Below are 17134 nucleotides of genomic sequence, written 5' to 3'. Positions count from 1 at the left end.
GGTGTCGTCGGTGGAGGCGTCATCGACGACGACGACCTCCGCCACTTCCGGCTCGCGCAACGCGGACGCGATGGCGACAGCGATTGTCGCTGCCGCGTTTTTTGCCGCGATGATCACGCAGACCTCGGATTTCGTCATCGACATGGATTTGCCTCTCGTACAGGTGATATCGATTTGCCCTCGCCCCGTACTCGTTCAATGCCCTATAGAATTGCCATCAGCGTCCAATCTGTCTTTATTCAGCGACTGCCTGGCCGCTCAAAGATGCGGCGGCTGATGTCGGCGGACGCCGCCCAGCCGGCTTCGGCCAGATAGCGAACCGGCGCGCGGCCGCACAGTTCCCACAGCACCGTTCGCCGCTGCGGCCACCGCAGCGACGGCAGCCACGGCGCGATGACCATGCTGAGCAGATCCTCATTGCCGATGCGCGACAGGATCCGGGTTGCGCGCTCCGACAGCAGCGTGCCGGCGGCGCCAAGTAGCACATCGGCGGCGCGCAGGCCAAGCAGCAGCGTGTCATCCAGGCCCTGCGCGGCTGCGGCATCGAGCACACGTTGCTGATCCGCCTCGTCGAGGCGGCTGGCGCTGGCTCTGATATCGCAGACGTAACCCGCACAGGGTTCCCGGTTGAAAAGCGCCTTGGCGACGCTGATGCAGGACAAAAGCAAAGTATCGGCAACCGAGGTGAACGGTACGGTCGCACCGGCGATTTCGACCTGTCGCTTGCGCCGCAGAAACCCGTCCGCATCACGCGGGCTTGGGGAGCCGGGTTGCTGGAGGCGGTAATGAAGATCGACCGTGGATGGTTTCGGGCCGTCGCCGCGGGTCATGTGCTGTTCGCCGAGGAAGCGGACCCACCAGACGGAGCGCGACTTGCCTGCGACCTCATAGCCGATCGTGCGAAGCGCACCACGCGCCCTGAAAAACCCGACCGGCGAAACCAGGATGTCGACATCGCCCGAGGGCTTCATGAAGTGGTCGTCATAGAGCAGTTGCTGCTGGAACGGGCCCTTCAGAAAGACGAAATCGATCTCGTTGGCGCGCAGCACATCATGGATCGCCATCGAATCCATGATGCAGGACGCGTTCATTGAAACCGTTCTCCTGCGGTAGGTGTCGAGCCACTGGAAAAGCTCGGGCGGCCTTTCATGCGCGGGTGCGCGCGACAGGGCCTTGAGGACAAAGGTCGCGACCTTGTTCAGCCTGGCAATGTCGGCAACGTTGGCACCCGCAAGGCCAGGCATCGACACGTCGCCGGCGGCGGCACGCGGCCCGGCGAAATACAACCGCAGGCAGGCCCGCACATAGGCCACCTCGTCGGCACAGTCGGCGGCGCGCAATCGTTCGTATGAACCATCCGGCAAGGCCATTTAGCGCACAGTCTCCCAAAGAAAGCGGTTTGCGCGACGCTTATGCTGCAGGTGCGAAGCAAGCATCGCCAAAAACCTTGATGCCGTAAAGCTTTTCCTTTTGCAGTGCGAAATTTTGCAACCATCGCGTTTAGCGACATCGGCTGAGGGGTGGCGAAAACCACAGTTGAAACACCCCCTTACCAGGGCGTTTCAGCCGATCTTCAGCAAGGATTTTCCAAACAAGATTTACCGCATTAGAGATGCCTAAAAAAGAGGCACCTAAGTGGACACTTTATGCAAGCAAAATCAATCGCTTAAAGAATAGACGTCGACATGGCCCTTGTGCACAAGGAATCGGCTCGAAAGAAGTCAGGGCTTGGGCATGGCTCACACATATGGTGACGCCCGCAACCCGTAATTGATTAACGCTTGGTAAATCAGGCTTGACTCATAAATGCTGCCATGCAGCTATTGCGCTGCAGCATGTACGTGCTGACGGCACTCGACAGGCCGTTTCCAGTCCTTATCGGAGAGTAAAATGGAACAGAATGTTGAAAAGCATGAATACGAAACGCCAAGCCTGACGGTGCATGGTTCGATTGAAACCATCACCCAGGGCGGCGGCGGCAGCACGGCGATCGACGCATCGTTCCCCGCGCACACGCCGATCGGCGACCTGACGTTCTCCTGAGCCAATCGCAGTTTTCCGGGGTGACGACTCTGGATCCAAAAAATTAAGAGAGTCGGGGGCCAAACCTCCGACTCCACTTTCATTGCCTGGAACTGCCCGTGCGTATCGTAAGCGAGGTTTTGGGATGAACTGGAAACTATCCAACCATGATTTGGCCGACCACGATTTGGTGAGTGCGACCAAGGATGCCGTGGCTTGCGAATTCGGCAATGGCCTGGCGCTGCTCAACCTCAAATCCAACATCTATTACAGCCTGAACGGCGTCGGTGCCTTCATCTGGGAGCTGATCCAGGAGCCCAGGTCGATCGCCGACATCCGCGGCGCCGTGCTTGCGCGCTACACTGTCGACCCGGAGCGCTGCCAGGCCGACATCGACGCATTGCTGAAGGGCCTGGCCGACAACGGGCTTGCGAGGCTGCATCATGAGGCACTTGTCTAAGCCGGTCCCGCACAAGGCCATGGTTTTGCGGCAGGAACCCGCGACGGAAACAAGCCCCAGGCAGACGAAGCGTCGGGGAAGCCGGCGCAGTCTGTTCAGGGTTTTCTCCCTGAGCGGCTCGGAAATGATCTTCCTTGGCCGCTGCCTGCTGGTGGTCGCGGCGGTTCGGCTGGGGTTGACGCTGCTCTCCTATAACCGTGTTCGCAGCCTGGTGATGCGGCTCGACGCGCGTCAGTGCGCCTCGATGGGCGAGTTGCGGCGTGTCGCCTGGGGCGTTGCTGCCGCGGCCCGTTTCGTCCCTTACGCCACGTGCCTGACCCAGGCGCTTTCGGGTCAATACATTCTCGCCCGCCAGGGCAATGAATCGAAGATACGCATCGGCATTGAACGCGGCACGGGCGAGCAACTGAAGGCACATGCCTGGCTGATCAGCGACAACCATATCGTGCTTGGCGGATCGATCGACGGTTTCGCTCATCTCATCGATCACGGCAGCCGATGAGCGGCGTCGCCGGAATTCTGCTGCGACAAGGACATCCCCTGGGACACCCACCGGCGGTCGCGGCGGCCGACATCCAGCAGATGCTGGCTCGCATGCGCCATCGCGGCCCTGACGGCAGTTCGTGGTGGCTGGGTGCCAACATCGCGCTTGGCCACGCCTGGCTCAACACCACGGATGAAGCCGGCCCCGGTCCGCAGACGATGGCTGGCGGCAGGCTCGCTATCACCGCCGATTGCCGGCTGGACAACCGTGACGAGCTGCTGGCCAGGCTCGGCATCCGAGACCGGTCGGTCGCCGACGCGATCCTGCTGATGCGGGCCTATCTGCGCTGGGGCGAAACCTGCCCGATGCACCTGCAAGGCGATTTCGCCTTCGCCATCTGGGATGGCGAACGGCAATCGCTGTTTTGCGCGCGCGACCATTTCGGCGTCAAGCCGTTCTACTACCACGCGGCGGACCAGCGTTTTTCCTTTGCCTCGGAGATCGGGCCGGTCCTGGGCGTCGAGGGAGTCGACACACGCATCAGCGAGCACCAGATTTCCGGGTTCCTGGCCGGGCTTCCCGACGACCCACAGTCCACTCCCTACAGCGATGTATTCAGCCTGCCGGCCCGCCACAGCCTCACTGTCACCGCGCAACAGGTGGTGCTGCGCCGCTACTGGCAGATCGAGCCGTCGGCGCGGCCCTTGCGGTCCGATGCATCAGAGGAATTCGCCCACCTGTTCTCGCAATCGGTGCGCAACCGCATGCGGGGAAGTCAGGCGGTCGGCGCAATGCTGAGCGGCGGCCTCGATTCCTCGTCGATCGCCTGTGTCGCCGGCCTGCAGAATGCCGCCGCACGCAAACCGAAGCTGCCCACCTTCTCGCTGATTTTCGAGAAGGGCTCGCCGATGGACGAGCGGCCGTTCATCGATGCCGTCCTCGACCAGCAGCAGTTTGACCCGACACTGATACCAGTGGGCAACTATGCGCCATTCGCCGAATTCGAACGCGTGCTGGAAGAACAGCAAGGAACGTTCCTGGCACCGGGCCTGACGCTCACCCGCGGCATCTATCGGACTGCCGGCGCCAAGGGCATCAAGGTGCTGCTTGACGGCCATGGCGGCGACGAGGTCGTTTCCCAAGGCCACGGCCACCTGCACGAGCTTGCCAATGCCGGCAGATGGATGGATCTGTGGCGCGAGGTGCGCAGCGCCTCCAACACCTATGGCGACAGCACGCTTGGCCTGTATTTCCAGTTCCTGACCCTCTACGGGCCGGCCTGGCGCGTCGCCAGACTGAGACATCTGGCGAACCGTACGCTGAACAAGTTTCGCAAGCCGACTGGGGCGCCGCGCGGCTGGCGCGACCTGATCAATCCGGATCTGGCCAGGCGCACCGAGCTGGTCGACCGGTTTCATCGGGCCGGCTACATGCCGCCCGGCATCCAGGCCAGCGACGCCTTGAGCCATCGCTGGATCCTGTCAAACGGCTATGTCCCGCATGCTTTCGAGGTTCTCGACAAGGCCGCAGCCAATTTCGGCGTCGAGCCGCGCTACCCCTTCTGGGACAAGCCGCTGGTCGAGTTCTGCCTGGCACTGCCGGGTGAGGAGAAGCTGAGCCACGGCTTTGGCCGCTATGTGCTGCGCCGCGCTATGCAAGGCGTCCTGCCGACGGCGGTGCAGTGGCGGCGCGACAAGATCGATTTCACCGCCAATCTCGTCAACGGCATGCTGCGCAACCACCGCGACCTCCTGGAACAGCTGCTGGTCTCGGATGCGAGCCGCATCGCGCCCTACGTCAATCTGCCTCAGGTGAGTGCTGCCTATGCGCGACTGCTGCGCCAACCCGATCAGGCAGCACCCCTGGATGTACAGTATGTCTGGCGCTCGGCCTCACTGTCGCTCTGGCTGCGGCAACTCCAGCACAGCGGGAGCCCCGCATGACACCGCGCAACGAGCCGCTCGCCGCATACAGTGATAATCCCCGTCCGCATGGCCGGGTCGTGCGGGAACGCCGCTTCTACCGGGCCTATGGCCTGACCATCGCGTCCGAGGTGACGTTGCCCGAACTGGAGCCGGGGGCGCCGGGGGCGGCCGATGTCGTCATCGCCGTCGGCGCGATCGGCCTGCCAACGCCCTCGCCCGAGGCCGCGACCGACTTCCGTTTCGAGCCGGACCGGCAATATCTGGCCTGGCATGCCGTCGGCGCGTTCCTGATCAGCGATGGCCGCCGTATCGACATCGAGCCGGCGCCCGGCGTCGACGATACGCTGATCGCGTTTCCACTGCTCGGCCCAGTCATGGCGCTGCTCTTGCACAGGCGCCGCCTGCTCGTTCTGCATGCCAGCGCCATTGCCGTCGCCGGCACGAGCGCCATCTTCATGGGCGACAAGGGGGCCGGCAAGTCGACGACGGCAAGCGCTATGATCCGGGCCGGACATCAACTGCTTACCGATGACGTGGTGGCGCTGAACCTCGCCGATCCGAGTGAGCCGATGATTGTTCCGGGTTTTCCGCAGATCAAGCTGGCGGCTGACGCCGCGGCGGCGATCTCGCTCAGGCAAGCGGACGTGCGGCCGCAAGTGCATCCGGCGATCGACAAGATGCAGCATCGCCTGAACGGTGGCTTTTCCGGCGAAACGGTGCCGGCGACCAGGATTTATATTCTCGAGCGCGGCGAAAGGGCCGATATCACGCCCCTGCCTGCCATTGCCGCCCTGCCGGCCATCATCAAATTCTCCTATGTGACGCGTTTCGGCCGCGCGGCCCTGCCCGACGATTTCGCGGCGACACATCTTCGGCAATGTTCATGGATTGCTAACCATGTCGGCGTGTGCCGGCTGGAAGTCCCAACGGGTCTGGACAGGATCGGCGAAGCCGTGGGCCTGATCGAAAGGGATCTGGCGGCTGGCAGTCGGCGGTCGTGAGCGCAATCATGTCGAAGTCCTCAATCCTTCGCCTGTCGCTGTTTCGAGAAATTGCCGCATTCGGCGCCGCCATTGCCCAGATCGGCGGTCGGCGAGCCTGGACGGCACTGATTTTCCTCATCCTGGGCAGCCTGACCGAGGGCATCTCCATCCTGCTGCTCATCCCGCTGCTGCACCTGGTCGGACGCTCCGACCAGGATTTTGCAGTCAAGCTGCCGAACAATGATCTCGTGCGCTGGCTGGTGCCGGATGGCACGCTGCAACTGACGACGGTGCTCTGTGCACTCGTCGGGCTTGTTGCGGTGCAGGCAGCATTCAACCGCTTCAAGTCGGTCTACATGGCCAAACTGCTGTTCGATTTCATCAACCGCGTCCGCATGAACCTGTTCGAGAGCATCGGCAAGGCGCGCTGGGGTGTTTTTACGCGCATGCGGAGTTCCGACCTCGATCATGCCCTGACCGGCGACATCGACCGCGTCCAGGGCGCTGCGTTCTCGCTGTTGATGCTGGTGCAGATCGCCGTACTTCTGGCCGGCTATCTCTTGATTTCCACGTTCATCTCGCCGGTCATGACGTTGTTTGCCGTCGTCATCGGCATCCTGATGTTCGTGGCGCTGCAGCCCTTCCGGACACGGGCCACTGCCTTTGGCCGGGTGCTGACCGCCAATCGCCAGGACCAATACCGGACGGTCTCGGAATTTCTTGGCGGCATCAAGGTGGCCAAGAGCCTGAACGTCGAAGCCAGCTATTTCGCGCAATTGCAGTCGACGCTGGAAAAGATGAAGGCCGACAATGTCGACTATGTGCGCAACAGCACCATCGGCACCGCGGTGTTCCAGGTGGCGAGTGTCGTCGGCCTGAGCCTGTTCATCTATGTGGCGCTGGTCCGCTTCAACCTGTCGCTGGCCGAGATCGTCGTCCTGCTCCTGGTCTTCATGCGCATCGCGCCGCGCTTCATGGACATGCAGACACAGGCTCAGCAGGTGCTGATCAATATGCCCGCCTATACGGCGATGCGCAGCATGCAGGCGCGTTTCGATGCCGAACGCGAGCCAGGCGATGGCGCCGCCGGGGAAGGCAGCAAGTTGTCGCTCGCCACCGGGCTCAACCTAAGGGACGTTTCGTTCTTCTATGGCGACGACCCTGCCAAGTCGGTGGTCACCGGCATCACCTTCGGCCTGCCGGCTGGCAAGGTCACCGCGCTGATAGGTCCTTCCGGATCGGGCAAGAGCACGATTGCCGACATGCTGCTTGGCCTGCTCGAACCGACCACCGGCAAAATGCTCGTCGACGGCGTCGAGATCGATGCCGTCAATCGCCGCCGCTGGCGCGGCCAGGTGGCCTATGTGCCGCAGGACGTGTTCCTGATGCATGACACGATCGCCGCAAACCTGCGCCTTGCCGCGCCGCGGGCCAGCGATGACGATCTGTGGACCGCGCTGCATCAGGCGCACGCCGGCGAATTCGTCGAACGGCTCGACCTCGGGCTCGAGACGGTGGTCGGCGACCGCGGCGTGCGGCTCTCGGGCGGCGAACGCCAGCGCATAGCGCTTGCGCGCGCACTGCTGCGCAAGCCGTCGCTGCTCATCCTGGACGAGGCCACCAGCGCGCTCGACTGGCAAAACCAGTCGCTGATCGCCAGGTCGATCGATGGATTGCGCGGCACGATGACGATCCTGACCATAGCGCACCGGCCGTCGATGATCGCCTTCGCCGACTGGGTGGTGGCGATTGAAAACGGCCGTATCGTCGAGGTCGGCCAATATCAGCGGCTGAAGGAGAAAGCCGGCAGCCGGTTGTCGAGGATGCTGTCGAGTGAACAGTCGGAGACCAAACCCGCCAACGTCGCCTGAGGCGGGTCGGGCGCTGGTTAGTGCAGGCTGCGCCTGGCGCTGCCCAGCTTCTCGCCTTCGGCGACCTCGGGGGCATTCAGTTTTCGTTCAACGTCACGAGCCATGTCGGCCGGCGTCGGCGCGCTCCTGGCGATCATGGCATAGATGAGCACGAAATAGCCCGCCTGAATGACCACGGCGCAGATGATGACGCGCAGCAGTATTGTACCTATCGACGCGCCGCCCAGCCACGACCAGCCGACGACGATCGCCAAAGCGAAAATCATCCCGAGGATGAATTTTGGAAGCGCCATACCCAACAGCCCATAAACCGGCTCGGGTATATTTAACGATTGCCCCACCCGAGCGCCGTCCCTTGTCATGTGGGCTTGTTAAGGTCGCCCACTCTCGACCGGTTGCTTCCGGCCTTTGATACCTGTCGCTACTCTGACAGGTATAATTTGCAATTCTATTAAGGCGAACAGTAGGCGGCAAGGGCAACTGCGGATATTTTTGATTGAGCTTTTGCGATCGACTCTGCCATGGTGCAATGCACGCGACCGGATTCAAGCCGATCTCCGGCCATCCGCGGTTTTCAGTAGAATGGGCAATATTAAGTAGTATTTTATATGGTTTTTCCCAAGTATCATGGCATGCTAAAGCACTAACGTGTCCCTCATCCCGGCAGATAGGTAGGCCTGCCTAAAAACCGCCCCAAAAAGGTCCTTATTTTTTCAATGCTGCCCGTTTATTGTCACAAATGTGCTAAACATCCCGAAATTTGTGCATGTCTAGCTTATTATTTAGTCAATTCATGACGTGACTATTTCAACGGGGTGGGAAATTGTGTGTTGCGCTGCAACATTTTTTTGGTATCGTGTGGTGAACCATTCGTTCAACGCATGGAGTTTACGGCATGAGGGACGTTGCCAAGTCGGCCACGGCGAGCTTTTCGCAGGCTGACATCGATTTTCCGCCGCCGATCGGCGGCCTGCTCAAACGCAGCTTCGATATCACCGGTTCACTGATTGGCTTGATCGCCCTCAGCCCGCTGTTTGTCATGATAGCGCTGCTCGTCAAGTTTTCCGACGGTGGCTCGATCTTCTACGGCCACAGGCGAATCGGGCGCGGCGGGCGGATTTTTCCTTGCCTGAAGTTTCGCACCATGGTTCCGGACGGCGACAAGGTGCTGGCAGCCTATCTCGCCACCAACCCGGACGCCAATGCAGAATGGATCGCGACCCGCAAGCTGAAGAGCGACCCGCGCGTCACCCGCGTAGGAGCGGTGCTGAGGAAACTCAGCCTCGACGAACTGCCGCAGATCATCAACATCCTGCAGGGCGACATGAGCCTTGTCGGCCCTCGTCCGGTCGTGCGCGACGAACTGGAAATCTATGGCACATCCGCGGTCTACTACCTTAAATCCCGCCCGGGCCTGACCGGCCTGTGGCAGGTCAGCGGCCGCAACGATGTATCCTATGACAGCCGCGTCGCCTTCGACCGCCACTATGTCGAGAACTGGTCGCTGTTCGAGGACGTTCGCATCATCATCAAGACCGTCCCGGCCGTGTGGATGTCGCGCGGCTCTTACTGACCAGCCTTTCGCCGATGCCAGACATTGGTGCCGGCCATTCTACGCAAGCTCATCGGGCGATGGGGCTAAAGCGGATCGGAACGTTCAGTTGAAAACAGATATGTTCGAAGCCTTTCGCAACGGCCCGGTTTCCGGCCGCCTGCGGCGGGCGCGTTTGCTGGCCACATGCCTTGCCGTGTCGCTCGTCATCCCCCACATCGCAGCCGCCGGCGACTACCGCCTCGGGTCGCAGGACAAGCTGACCATCCGCGTCGCCGAATGGCAGACCGTGGAAGGCACATTTCGTGACTGGTCGGCGGTGAATGGCGAGTACACGGTCGGTCCATCCGGCACACTATCGGTGCCGTTCGTCGGCGAGATGCCGGCATCCGGCAAGACCACATCCGAAATCGCAACAGCGATCGGCGAGGCTTTGCAGAAAAAGCTCGCTCTATCGGACAGACCGGAAGCCTCGGTCGAGATGGCGCAGTTCCGGCCATTCTACATTTCGGGCGAAGTCCAGAACCCTGGCCAGTTTCCTTATGTGCCCGACCTGACAGTGTTGAAGGCCATCAGCGTCGCCGGCGGCATCAGGAGAAACGCCGACTACGGCCCTCAACTCGGCAAAGACCTGGTCACCGCCAAGGGCAATTTCGATGTCTCCGACGACCAGCGCATTCGGCTTATCGTCAGGCGCGCCCGCATCGACGCGGATATGGCCGGCAAGGCGAGTTTCGACGTGCCGAAGGAGGTCGAGGGCGATCCGCGACTGCCAGCCATCGTCGCGGACGAGATGACGATCCTGACGGCCGACCAAAAGGCGCTGAAGCTGAAACTCGAGGCACTCGACGATCTGAAAGGGGTTTTGGAATCCGAGATCGAATCGCTGCAGAAGAAGATCGTCAATCAGCAGCAGCAGGTCGACCTGGCGCAGCAGCAACTCACCAGCATCGGTCCGCTCGCGCAGAAAGGCCTGATCGCCAACGCCCGACTGCTGGATTCGCGGCAGTCCGTCGCCGACCTGCAAGGCAAGATCCTGGACTACGAAACGGCCATCCTCACCGCCAAACAGGCGATCAGCAAGGCAAAGCAGGACGCCATCGATGCCCAGAACACCTTGAGTTCAAGTCTCGCCACCGACCGGCAGCAGACCGAAGCCGACCTGAACGAGGCCGCGCTCAAGGCGAATATGCAGAAAGGCCTGATCGCCCAGGCCACCGATCCCGCGACGACGGCCGCTATGACAAATGATCAGCAGCCCACCCTGCTCTATTCACTGGTGCGCAATGTCGACAGCAAGACCAGCGAAATCGCCGCCAAGGAAGACACACTGGTGCTGCCTGGCGATGTGATCAAGGTCAAGCTGGCACCGCTGGCCAGCCAGTAGCCCGACTTCCAACACGATCCAGTGTTTCGAGCCAGAGCCTCACCCCGATAGAATCGGGATGAGGCTCTGGCTCTGTTGTTTGAACATCTCCCTGCGGAAACGGTAATAACCGTCTCGGGATCGAGGCTTCCCGTCCGAGCACATGCCTGCTCAAGGGGACGGCCGCTCCCTTCAGCCCGCGAGATGATGGTTTATGACGGACCGGCCGCCGCCGGACGGCCGGCATGCCGGGGCCAGTCAGCCTCCCCCCTGGCCGCCTCCGCCGGCGCCAGGGCCTGCGACCGCCGCGTGCGGCTGGAAACGGGCAGCCGCACCAGCTTGAAGAAGCTGAAATACATCAGGAAAGAGCCCATGATGTAGGGGTTGAGAATCTCGACCTCGACGAAGGAGCGGATCAGCAGCAGCACCATCACGCCGAAGAGGATCACCGAATCCGCCTGCCAGGTCCTGAAGATGACCGCCGAAACGTGGCCGTAGAGCGTGCGCAGCATGATCAGCGAGACCAGCGTCGCCCCGACGAAGCCGAGCTCGACGAGGGCCTCGATATAAGTGTTGTGGAAGTGGAAGCCGGTGCGGGTGGTGATGTAGAACTCGTTCCACAGCCGCTCGGCTTCGGCGAAGCCCTGCACCCAATAGGCTGCATAGCCGACGCCGAGAAGCGGCGCTTTTTGCACGGCGTTCCAGCCCTGCTCCCACAGATAGGTTCGCCCGGTGAGCGTCGAATCCTTGCCGAAGAGGCCGAGGACGAAGTCCATCAGCCCGAGATTCAAGGCGACGAAGGCAGTCACCACCAGCAGGCCGGCGCCGACCAGGAAGATCACCCGGCGATAGCGCCGTGACAGAAGTTTGCTCATCGCAAGAAGCGCCACCAGCGCCAGAACTGCCGGTATCGAGGCCATCGAGGTGGCGGAATGCGAGACGACCAGCACATAGGCCGACAGCAGCACGACGGGCACCGCCAGGATGAAGCTCAGCCGGCCGCGCCTGTAAAAGGCAAGGAAGACGGCGCAGAAATAGATGCCGAGCGAGCCGACAAAGCCGATCTGGTTCTTGGAGGCGAAGGCGCCGACAAAGTTGACGGTGCCGTCGAGAACGTCCTCGGAATAGTTCGCAACCTTCAGCGAATAGAGAAGGACGACGAATATCCCGACCAGCGCCCCTATGGTCAGCGTGCGCACGCTGACGGTACGCGCAGCGACATATGCGCAGGCGATATGGGAAAAATACTGGATCGACGTCCTCGTGGTGACGCCGGGCGCCTGCGACCAGAAAACCGAGAAGCAGACATAGGCCGCAAACAGCAGCGGCAGCCAGGCGCTGGACAGATGTCGCAGGAACCGCCGGTAGTCGACCAGGATGAGCGGAAGCCAGACCGCATAGTAGGCCAGGATCAGCACCTGGCCGAAAATGACCGAATAGGAAAACGCCCAGATCGAGACGGCTACGGCAAAGGCGCCATAGACCGAGTTCTTCTCGGGATCGACCAGCAGGGACTTTGGAATCTTCATCTCAGATTCCCGCCGACACGACCCAGGGCCGGCAAGCCATGAGCCGGCCGGAATCTTCGCAAACATGGGCGTGCAATAAACGGCGTCTCCATTGTGCAGTGCAATATAACCTATCGCGCCCTGCGCTCAATGGCAAATCCGGTCACCTTGTCTTACAGCGCGGCATCTGCAGAGAGGTCCGTCCGGCCAGGTGGCCTGGATCAGGCTCTGTCTCCTGTCGGCGCAAACGCTACCACAGGGCTCCGCCGGTTATCTGTATGTTTTCCATGGTGATGCCCTTGGCCAGGTCCGAGCACAGGAAAACGGCCAAAGCGGCGATCTCCTGCGGTTGCAGCATGCGCTGCTGCGGGTTGCCTTTGGCGATCTCGGCCATCGCTTCCTCAGCGGTGCGCCCCTTACCCTCGCGCTCGACGACTTGCGCCACGTTGCGGCGCATCAGTTCAGTTTCGACCCAGGTCGGGCTGATCATGACGCAGGTGACGCCATGCGCGGCCCCTTCCAGCGCCACGCAGCGCGTGAGACCGAGAAGGCCGGCCTTGGACGCGCAGTAGGCAGGGTTGTCCTTCCAGCCAACCGAGGCAGCGGTCGAGCCGATATTGACGATGCGGCCCCAGCCGCGCTCCATCATACCGGGCAGAACCGCGCGGGTGGCGCGGAAGGCGCCGGTCAGGTTGGTGTCGACGATCTTGTCCCACAGCGCGTCGGAATGGCCGCAGACCGGCTGCTCTGCGGTGGTGCCTGCGGCGTTGACCAGAATGTCGGCGGGGCCGATGGCGGCTTCGGCATCCGCCGCGAAACGGTTGGTGACATCGCTGTTACGGACGTCGAGATGGGCGGCGTGAACTTTCGTTCCATGCGCGGCGAGAGCCGCGAGCACGCGCTCGATCTCGTCCGCGCCTGGATAATAGGCGGCGTCTGATCTGTCAGCGTCGGCGGGCGCGATGTAGGAGCCGACGGCGACATTGGCGCCGGCTTCAGCCAAGGCCGTCGCAATGGCGAAGCCCATGCCCGAGAAACCGCCGGTGACGATGGCACTGCGGCCGGAAAGGTTGTTCATGGCGCACGGTCTCCGCTTCGTTCCGGGCAGGCAATCAGGCCCGGCCGGATTTGGCAATCACACCGGCCAGCCTCCATCGACAGCGATTCATGTTTCCTGGAGAGGTTTGCCCAGCCATTCGCGATAGAAGCCTTCGAGGTCGGGCTCGAAATCGTGAACTATGGGATAACCGGGTGCCGCCGCTTCAACCTCATGCAGCGTGCCGCACTGCGGACAGATGAATTCGCGGATTTCCATCCATTCGGGATCAGGGAGATCGCTGTTGGGATAGATCTCCCGCAAAGCCTCCTCGGTGTTGCGCACGTTGATCGCGGCGTTGAGCTTCCAATTCTTGCGATAGTCGCCAAAGGAGTGGCCGCATTCGCAGCGGGTGATCCGCTCGTCGCCGCTCTGGCAGATGAAGAGGTGGTCCGAGACCGGCAGCAGGATCGGGTCCTTCCAGGCGACACGGTCCTGATAGACGACAACCATCTTGAAGAAGCGGTCATCATCCTTGTAGGCGCTCATGATGCGCCTTGTCTGCGGCCAGGGCAGCTTGCCGGCGGCCAGATCGCCGAGGACTTCCTTGCTGTATGAGGTCATGGCTTTGCTCCCGGCATGAAGATCGATCTGGCGTCGACGTTCCAGAACTCGCTGAATTCCTTGGTGAAGCGCGACGACAGCTTGATCGCGCTGGTGTACATTTTCTTCACCTCCGGGGCGAAGTCCGCCTTTTCGACTCGGCCACGCTCCTTGGCGATCCAGTCCGAAACCGGGATCGCCTTGGCCAGACGCTCCTTGCGCATGGCGGCGCGGCGTTTGACCGTGGCGTCGATATCGGCAACGGGATAGCCGTCTCCATCGTCCTTAAGCACGATGCCGAACACCTGGTCCGCCGCCTCGCGGGTGAGAAAGCCGTTCTCGACATCCCAGGCCGTCTTGATCGGATCGCGCTCCAGCACGTCGCCATAGCCGCCGCCGCCATTGTAGGAATGGCTGAAGATGTCGCCGGATTTGTGCGGCGAGGTGATGTAGGGACCTTCGACCACGACATGGTCGCCGCCGATGTTCTTCTCGTAGTCGGAGACGTCAGGGTCGATGCCGGGCGCGTGCGCCAGCGGCGCACCTTTGGCGGCCAGTTCGTGGATGTTGGAATTACGCACCGCGCGATGCTTCTGGCAGGTCGGCGCCGGATAGCCGCCGCACATGCCGCCATTGTCGAACACGCGCGAGGAGTGCTCGGAGGTGTGGAGCCGCAGATGCGAGGTCTTGTTGATCAGCCAGGTCGAGACGAAGGAACAGCCGCCGCGATATTTGCCGGCGCCGCCGGAATTCGGCACGATCGAGCGGCCGATATAGACCATCGGCATCGACTGTTCCCAGACCTCGATGTTGCCCATGTCGGATTCCGGATTCCAGCCGACATAGGCGGTGTCGAGGCCATCCTTGATGGCCAGCGCGCCGGAACCGGCGGCGGCGCATTCGAAATGCGCCATGCCGAACGGCGTGCCGTACTGGCTTTCGCCGCCCATTTCGATCATCGGGCTGTTGACCTGGCCGACAAAGGCTTCCTCGACAAAGCCACGCGCCACGAAGCCGCGCGACAAAAGCCGCTGGAAGACGCCGTAGGCCGGCAGCAGCAAGGCCCATGAAGTGGCGGTGGCCACCATCTCGTTGTCGGGATTGGTCCAGGTGCCGTGCGGCAGTTTCAGTTCGGTCGCCATCCAGGCGCCGTCATTGACCAGTCCTTCGAAATTCATGTGCTGGGTCAAGGTGACGAACATGCCGCCATCCATGCCGGCCGGCGTGCAGTTCATCGAATGGTAGCCCCAGGGCTGCGTGCCCTCGAAGTCCATGGTAATCTTGCCGTCGGTGGTGATCTCCATCTCGATCGGGATGTTGTAGAGCCAGTCGGGATCGCCGAGCAGCTGGAAGCCGGGCTTTCCCGCGGTGACGTGGCCGTAGAAGGTGTGGCCGCGATAGATGCCGGGCACGGTGAGTTGGCGGGTGCGGGCGAGCTGGGCGCGGCGGCCTTCCTCGATGAACTCCTTCGACACCTTCATCCAGTAGTCCAAGCCGATCTCAGAGATCAACTGCTTGACGCTTTCGCGCATGTCGATGCAGGAGGCTACCTTGGCCTTCTCGTCGAGCACCCAGTAGATCGGCATGCGCAGGTTGCGCTCGCAGCGGATGACGTAGTCGCGGCGGATCTCGTCGTTCTCGCCGATCTTCTCGGCGCAGACGAACAGGCCTTCGGTGAAGCGCTCCTGCGCGAGACAGACGTCGCCGCCCGGCGTGATGCCGCCGGCTTCCAGTTCGTGGCAAACAGCGCCGGCCCAGCCGACCAGCGTGCCTTCATGGAAGATCGGCACCACGTCCATGACGTCAGGCACCTGCACGGTGCCGATGAAGGCGTCGTTGTTGGCGAAGATGTCGCCTTCGCGGATGCGCGGGTTGTCCTCGTAATTGTTCTTGATCATCCATTTGATGAAGCGGCTCATCGTATGGACATGCACCATGATGCCGTTGGACAGTGCAATGGCGTCACCCTCGGGCGTATAGATGGCGACCACCATTTCGCCGACCTCGCGCACCCCGGGCGACGCCGAGATGCGGCGCGCCATTTCGCGTGCCGAGACGCAATAGGCACGCAGCTTGGTGTGCAGCGTCTCGAATTTCAGCGGATCCTGGTTGCGCAGCGTGAGTTCCGTGATGCCGTCATAGCAGCCGGTCTCTTCCATCAGCCGCTCGGAATCGAGCAGTCGTTCGCGAAGGCGCAGGGCCGAGGCAGGTTTGTCCAACATGGCGGTCGCCCTCTCAAGCGTGGGTGTAGTGCAGCAGCGTCCATTCATCGACATGGACGCGGTCCTGCGGATGAACGACGAGCGTGGTGGCGGGATGTTCGATGATGGCCGGGCCGATGACTTCATGGCCGGGCTGCAGCAGATCCATCTCGTAGAGATTGGCCTTGTGCCAGCGTCCGCCGATATAGGCTTCGCGGGCGCCCTTGTGCGCGGCTGCCGGATTGGAGGCGCCGAGCGGACGCTTGAGCAGCACCGGCTTGACCTTGTCCGCGGTGGCGATCAGCCCAAGTTCGGTGATGGTGAAGCCAGCTTCGCCATAGCGCGACACGCGATGGTTGACCTTGGCATAGACCGCCTCGAACTCGTCGATAACCTTGCGCATGTCGTCGGCGGAATTGACCTCGGCCAGCGGCGCCATGACTTCGACGTCCTCGAGCTGGCCGGTGTAGCGCATCATCAGGAACGGCACGGTCCTGATCTTCTCTCTGGCATGACCGTCGGCGATCATTTCGTCGACCGCGGCCTTGGTCAGATCATTCCAGACCGTGGTGACCTTTGCGCCAAAAGCGGTCAGCGTCGCCTCATCGGCGCGTGACGGAATGTCGTGCTGCGTCGACACCGAATGCCGGCGCATGAAATCGGCCGTGGTGCAGCCGAAGGCGGAGAAGGCGGCCGCGAACTGGAAGGTGATGATGTCCTTGAAGCCGATGCCCCTGGAGCAGCCGGCCAGATGCAGCGGACCGGAGCCGCCATAGGAGAGCAGGGTGAATTCGGAGGGGTGGATGCCTTGACCCGAAATGACCCGGCGCAACGCGTTGTTGGCATCGGACTCCAACATGTCGATCATGCCTTCGGCGGCTTCTTCCACCCCGACGCCCAATATGTCGGAGCATTTCTCCTGGAAGGCGCGGCGCGCCTTTTCGACCTGCAGCACGACCTTGCCGCCCAGGAAATAGTACGGGTTCAGCCGGCCGAGAATGGCGTCGCAATCGGCGATCGTGGGTTCGGTACCGCCGCGATCGAAGCAGATCGGGCCGGGGTCGGAGCCGGCGCTTTCCGGCCCGAGGCTAACCTTCTTGGTCAGCGGGTCGACCTTGAGGAT

Annotated in this window: 16 protein-coding genes; 8 read left to right on the top strand and 8 right to left on the bottom strand. The window is 62.0% G+C overall.

Features of this window, described 5'->3' with window-relative positions:
- Both EN993_RS17750 and EN993_RS17745 read right to left on the bottom strand, forming a co-directional pair.
- Positions 1 to 138, bottom strand: a 138-nt coding sequence (locus EN993_RS17750) for a glycosyltransferase (protein WP_281040567.1), incomplete at its 3' end; no start/stop codon positions are given.
- A 101-nt stretch (positions 139 to 239) separates the two neighbouring features.
- Complete coding sequence (locus tag EN993_RS17745) at positions 240 to 1370, bottom strand: nucleotidyltransferase family protein (RefSeq protein ID WP_126067447.1); 1131 nt, start codon at positions 1368 to 1370, stop codon at positions 240 to 242.
- Between the two features lie 520 nt (positions 1371 to 1890).
- On the opposite strand from EN993_RS17745, the gene EN993_RS17740 reads away from it, so the two are divergent.
- The 6 genes from EN993_RS17740 to EN993_RS17715 all read left to right on the top strand — a co-directional run bounded on the left by EN993_RS17740 (position 1891) and on the right by EN993_RS17715 (position 7745).
- Positions 1891 to 2043: a lasso peptide gene (locus tag EN993_RS17740; protein WP_010913078.1), complete on the top strand. Its 153-nt coding sequence runs from the start codon at positions 1891 to 1893 to the stop codon at positions 2041 to 2043.
- A gap of 124 nt (positions 2044 to 2167) precedes the next feature.
- A complete protein-coding gene (locus EN993_RS17735) occupies positions 2168 to 2482 on the top strand; it encodes a PqqD family protein (protein WP_109665943.1) in 315 nt (104 codons plus the stop codon).
- Positions 2483 to 2606: 124 nt separating this feature from the next.
- The gene (locus EN993_RS17730; RefSeq protein WP_245468878.1) at positions 2607 to 2984 is read left to right on the top strand and encodes a lasso peptide biosynthesis B2 protein; all 378 of its coding nucleotides are present in this window, start codon (positions 2607 to 2609) and stop codon (positions 2982 to 2984) included.
- Positions 2981 to 4909, top strand: a complete 1929-nt coding sequence (locus EN993_RS17725) for a lasso peptide isopeptide bond-forming cyclase (protein WP_127264417.1) — start codon at positions 2981 to 2983, stop codon at positions 4907 to 4909. Before EN993_RS17730 ends, EN993_RS17725 begins: the two co-directional genes overlap by 4 nt.
- Positions 4906 to 5892: a serine kinase gene (locus EN993_RS17720; protein ID WP_127264415.1), complete on the top strand. Its 987-nt coding sequence runs from the start codon at positions 4906 to 4908 to the stop codon at positions 5890 to 5892. Before EN993_RS17725 ends, EN993_RS17720 begins: the two co-directional genes overlap by 4 nt.
- 8 nt (positions 5893 to 5900) lie before the next feature.
- Entirely contained in the window at positions 5901 to 7745 is a 1845-nt protein-coding gene (locus EN993_RS17715; protein ID WP_127264413.1) for an ABC transporter ATP-binding protein, read from the top strand.
- 17 nt (positions 7746 to 7762) lie between these two features.
- Here the strand turns inward: EN993_RS17715 and EN993_RS17710 are convergent, their stop codons facing one another.
- On the bottom strand, positions 7763 to 8107 hold the full coding sequence (locus tag EN993_RS17710) for an exopolysaccharide production repressor exox (protein ID WP_245468876.1): 345 nt from the start codon (positions 8105 to 8107) through the stop codon (positions 7763 to 7765).
- Positions 8108 to 8640: 533 nt separating this feature from the next.
- Between EN993_RS17710 and EN993_RS17705 the strand changes: the two genes are divergently transcribed.
- Positions 8641 to 9318, top strand: a complete 678-nt coding sequence (locus EN993_RS17705; RefSeq protein WP_109665930.1) for a sugar transferase — start codon at positions 8641 to 8643, stop codon at positions 9316 to 9318.
- Between the two features lie 100 nt (positions 9319 to 9418).
- Entirely contained in the window at positions 9419 to 10684 is a 1266-nt protein-coding gene (locus tag EN993_RS17700) for a polysaccharide biosynthesis/export family protein (RefSeq protein ID WP_164757697.1), read from the top strand.
- Between the two features lie 191 nt (positions 10685 to 10875).
- On the opposite strand, the gene EN993_RS17695 is transcribed toward EN993_RS17700, so the two are convergent.
- From EN993_RS17695 to EN993_RS17675, 5 genes are all read right to left on the bottom strand, one after another.
- Positions 10876 to 12192: an O-antigen ligase gene (locus EN993_RS17695; RefSeq protein WP_127264410.1), complete on the bottom strand. Its 1317-nt coding sequence runs from the start codon at positions 12190 to 12192 to the stop codon at positions 10876 to 10878.
- A 229-nt stretch (positions 12193 to 12421) separates the two neighbouring features.
- Positions 12422 to 13249 (bottom strand): SDR family NAD(P)-dependent oxidoreductase, encoded by an 828-nt coding sequence (locus EN993_RS17690; RefSeq protein WP_127264408.1) that lies wholly within the window; start codon positions 13247 to 13249, stop codon positions 12422 to 12424.
- A gap of 87 nt (positions 13250 to 13336) precedes the next feature.
- Positions 13337 to 13831 carry an acetone carboxylase subunit gamma gene (locus EN993_RS17685; RefSeq protein WP_127264406.1) on the bottom strand — a complete coding sequence of 165 codons (495 nt, stop codon included), beginning with the start codon at positions 13829 to 13831 and terminating at the stop codon, positions 13337 to 13339.
- Complete coding sequence (locus EN993_RS17680; protein ID WP_127264404.1) at positions 13828 to 16032, bottom strand: hydantoinase B/oxoprolinase family protein; 2205 nt, start codon at positions 16030 to 16032, stop codon at positions 13828 to 13830. The genes EN993_RS17685 and EN993_RS17680 overlap by 4 nt, the downstream gene beginning before the upstream one ends.
- 13 nt (positions 16033 to 16045) lie before the next feature.
- Positions 16046 to 17134, bottom strand: a 1089-nt coding sequence (locus EN993_RS17675; protein WP_164757696.1) for a hydantoinase/oxoprolinase family protein, incomplete at its 5' end; no start/stop codon positions are given.

Source organism: Mesorhizobium sp. M7D.F.Ca.US.004.01.2.1 (genome assembly GCF_003997785.1).
GTDB classification, from domain to species: domain Bacteria; phylum Pseudomonadota; class Alphaproteobacteria; order Rhizobiales; family Rhizobiaceae; genus Mesorhizobium; species Mesorhizobium loti.
This window is presented reverse-complemented; position numbering and strand designations above follow the sequence as displayed.

Coding starts and splice junctions, on each gene's coding strand:
- EN993_RS17680 (WP_127264404.1), bottom strand. CDS start 16,032: ATGTTGGACAAACCTGCCTCGGCCCTGCGCCTTCGCGAACGACTGCTC.
- EN993_RS17690 (WP_127264408.1), bottom strand. CDS start 13,249: ATGAACAACCTTTCCGGCCGCAGTGCCATCGTCACCGGCGGTTTCTCG.
- EN993_RS17745 (WP_126067447.1), bottom strand. CDS start 1,370: ATGGCCTTGCCGGATGGTTCATACGAACGATTGCGCGCCGCCGACTGT.
- EN993_RS17720 (WP_127264415.1), top strand. CDS start 4,906: ATGACACCGCGCAACGAGCCGCTCGCCGCATACAGTGATAATCCCCGT.
- EN993_RS17685 (WP_127264406.1), bottom strand. CDS start 13,831: ATGACCTCATACAGCAAGGAAGTCCTCGGCGATCTGGCCGCCGGCAAG.
- EN993_RS17695 (WP_127264410.1), bottom strand. CDS start 12,192: ATGAAGATTCCAAAGTCCCTGCTGGTCGATCCCGAGAAGAACTCGGTC.
- EN993_RS17725 (WP_127264417.1), top strand. CDS start 2,981: ATGAGCGGCGTCGCCGGAATTCTGCTGCGACAAGGACATCCCCTGGGA.
- EN993_RS17740 (WP_010913078.1), top strand. CDS start 1,891: ATGGAACAGAATGTTGAAAAGCATGAATACGAAACGCCAAGCCTGACG.
- EN993_RS17735 (WP_109665943.1), top strand. CDS start 2,168: ATGAACTGGAAACTATCCAACCATGATTTGGCCGACCACGATTTGGTG.
- EN993_RS17705 (WP_109665930.1), top strand. CDS start 8,641: ATGAGGGACGTTGCCAAGTCGGCCACGGCGAGCTTTTCGCAGGCTGAC.
- EN993_RS17700 (WP_164757697.1), top strand. CDS start 9,419: ATGTTCGAAGCCTTTCGCAACGGCCCGGTTTCCGGCCGCCTGCGGCGG.
- EN993_RS17710 (WP_245468876.1), bottom strand. CDS start 8,107: ATGACAAGGGACGGCGCTCGGGTGGGGCAATCGTTAAATATACCCGAG.
- EN993_RS17730 (WP_245468878.1), top strand. CDS start 2,607: ATGATCTTCCTTGGCCGCTGCCTGCTGGTGGTCGCGGCGGTTCGGCTG.
- EN993_RS17715 (WP_127264413.1), top strand. CDS start 5,901: ATGTCGAAGTCCTCAATCCTTCGCCTGTCGCTGTTTCGAGAAATTGCC.